Source organism: Streptomyces sp. NPDC085524 (assembly GCF_044541755.1).
Classification (GTDB): Bacteria; Actinomycetota; Actinomycetes; order Streptomycetales; family Streptomycetaceae; genus Streptomyces.
This window is the reverse complement of record NZ_JBITTH010000075.1, coordinates 1-1,797: the sequence shown is the minus strand read 5'-3', so window position 1 is coordinate 1,797 and position 1,797 is coordinate 1. Positions and strand designations below refer to the sequence as shown.

At 67.6% G+C, this 1,797-nt stretch carries 4 protein-coding genes; 3 read left to right on the top strand and 1 reads right to left on the bottom strand.

What is annotated here, in order from left to right:
* Window positions 1-75, bottom strand: a 75-nt coding sequence (locus tag ACIGFK_RS42465; protein WP_386473887.1) for a polyketide synthase docking domain-containing protein, incomplete at its 3' end; no start/stop codon positions are given.
* A 169-nt stretch (window positions 76-244) separates the two neighbouring features.
* Here ACIGFK_RS42465 and ACIGFK_RS42460 point away from each other — a divergent pair.
* From ACIGFK_RS42460 to ACIGFK_RS42450, 3 genes are all read left to right on the top strand, one after another.
* Window positions 245-1,456, top strand: a complete 1,212-nt coding sequence (locus ACIGFK_RS42460) for a cytochrome P450 (protein ID WP_386473884.1) — start codon at window positions 245-247, stop codon at window positions 1,454-1,456.
* Window positions 1,453-1,671 carry a ferredoxin gene (locus ACIGFK_RS42455; protein ID WP_376662507.1) on the top strand — a complete coding sequence of 73 codons (219 nt, stop codon included), beginning with the start codon at window positions 1,453-1,455 and terminating at the stop codon, window positions 1,669-1,671. Before ACIGFK_RS42460 ends, ACIGFK_RS42455 begins: the two co-directional genes overlap by 4 nt.
* A gap of 48 nt (window positions 1,672-1,719) precedes the next feature.
* A partial coding sequence (locus ACIGFK_RS42450) for a polyketide synthase docking domain-containing protein (protein WP_376662508.1) occupies window positions 1,720-1,797 on the top strand: 78 nt, incomplete at its 3' end.

The following is a 1,797-nucleotide window of genomic DNA, read 5'->3' as shown; positions in this document are numbered from 1 at the left end:
GAGGCGGCGGCGCGTCTGCTGGAGATCGGCCGTCACACGCTTGAGGTAATCGCGGAGCTTGTCTTCATTCGGCATGCAGAGCCATCCCCTTGGGCTACCGGGCCACCCGTTCGGCTCCCCACCCTCCTCTCCGGTGCTTGGCTTGGCCTTAATCAGACCTAAAGCCCCGGCGCGTTTAGTCGCAATTAAGCCGCTGCTCCTACCTTCAGGCGCGAAGCGCTCTCTGTCTCGAGAGGTCACCACCATGTCCGACGCCGATATCCCCGGCATACCGTCCTTTCCCTTCGCCCGGACCTGTCCGTTCAGTCCGCCGGCCGAGTACGCACCACTGCGCGCCGAGGAGCCCATGTCGCAGGTGGTGCTCCAGAACGGGAAGACGGCCTGGCTGGCCACGCGGCACGAGTACGTGCGCACCCTGCTCAGCCATCCGGCCACCACGGCCAGCCGCGCCCATCCGGCCTTTCCCGCGACCGTCGCCAATGTGGGGGCGTTCGCGCAGAAGGGTTTTCTGCTGTCGATGGACGCCCCGGACCATTCGCTGCACCGGCGCATGGTCACGAGTGAATTCACGCTGAATCGAACCCGGAAACTCCGGCCGCGAATTCAGGAAATCGTCGACGCATGCGTGGACCGAATTCTGGAGGCGGGTGCCGGCGGCAGGCCGGTGGACCTCGTCCAGGAACTCTCGCTGCCGGTCCCGTCGCTCGTCATCTGCGAGCTGCTCGGGGTGCCGTACGAGACCCGCGGCGTGTTCCAGAAGTACACCGAGGTGCTGCTGGAGCGTTCCAGCACCCCGGAGGAGCGCGGGGCGGCCTTCGGCGCGTTGCGCACGTTCCTCGGCGACCTGGTGTCCAGCAAGGACGACGAGCCGGACGACGCGCTGCTCAGCCGCCTCGCCGTGAAGTACCGGGAAGCCGGCATCTACGACCACGAGCTGCTCACCGGTTTCGCGATGCTGCTGCTCCTGGCGGGCCACGAGACGACGGCGAACATGATCTCGCTGGGGGTCACCGCGCTGCTGCGGGAGCCGGAGAAGCTCGCGACGATCACCGCCGACCCGTCCCGGACGCCCGGCGCGGTCGAGGAACTGCTGCGCTGGTTCAGCATCGTGGACTACCCGACCGCCCGGGTGGCCCTCGAGGACATCGAGGTCGGCGACGTCGTCGTGCGCGCCGGCGAGGGCTTCATCGCGTCGGCCGCCGCCGCCAACCACGACGAGTCGGTCTTCCCCGACCCGGCCGAACTGGACCTCGGACGCAGTACGTCCGGCCATGTCGCGTTCGGCTTCGGCGTGCACGCCTGCCTCGGCCAGAACCTGGCCCGGGCCGAACTCGAAATCGTCTACGACACCCTTTTCCGTCGCGTCCCCGGACTGCGGCTGGTCTCGCCGCCCGAGGACCTTCCGTTCAAGGACGCGACCGTATTCGGAATCCACCGACTGGAGGTGACTTGGTGAGCCAGACCCGTCTGCTGATCACCATCAAGGAAGAGGAGTGCTGCTCCTCCGGCATCTGCGCGCTGACCGCGCCGGACGTGTTCGACCAGCGCGAGGAGGACGGCGTCGTCTTCCTTCTCGACAAGGACCCCGATCCGTCGCTGCACGCCGAGACGAAGGACGCGGCCCGCCGCTGCCCGTCGCTCGCGATCGAAGTCGAGGAAATCCCGGCCTGACGGCCCGCCCGCCTGCCTTCCCCCTCCCCAGAAACGGGTCTCTCTCCAGTGGCTGACAACGAAGACAAGTTCCGCGAATACCTCAAGCGAGCCACCGCCGATCTGCGACAGGCCCGGCGTGAGCTG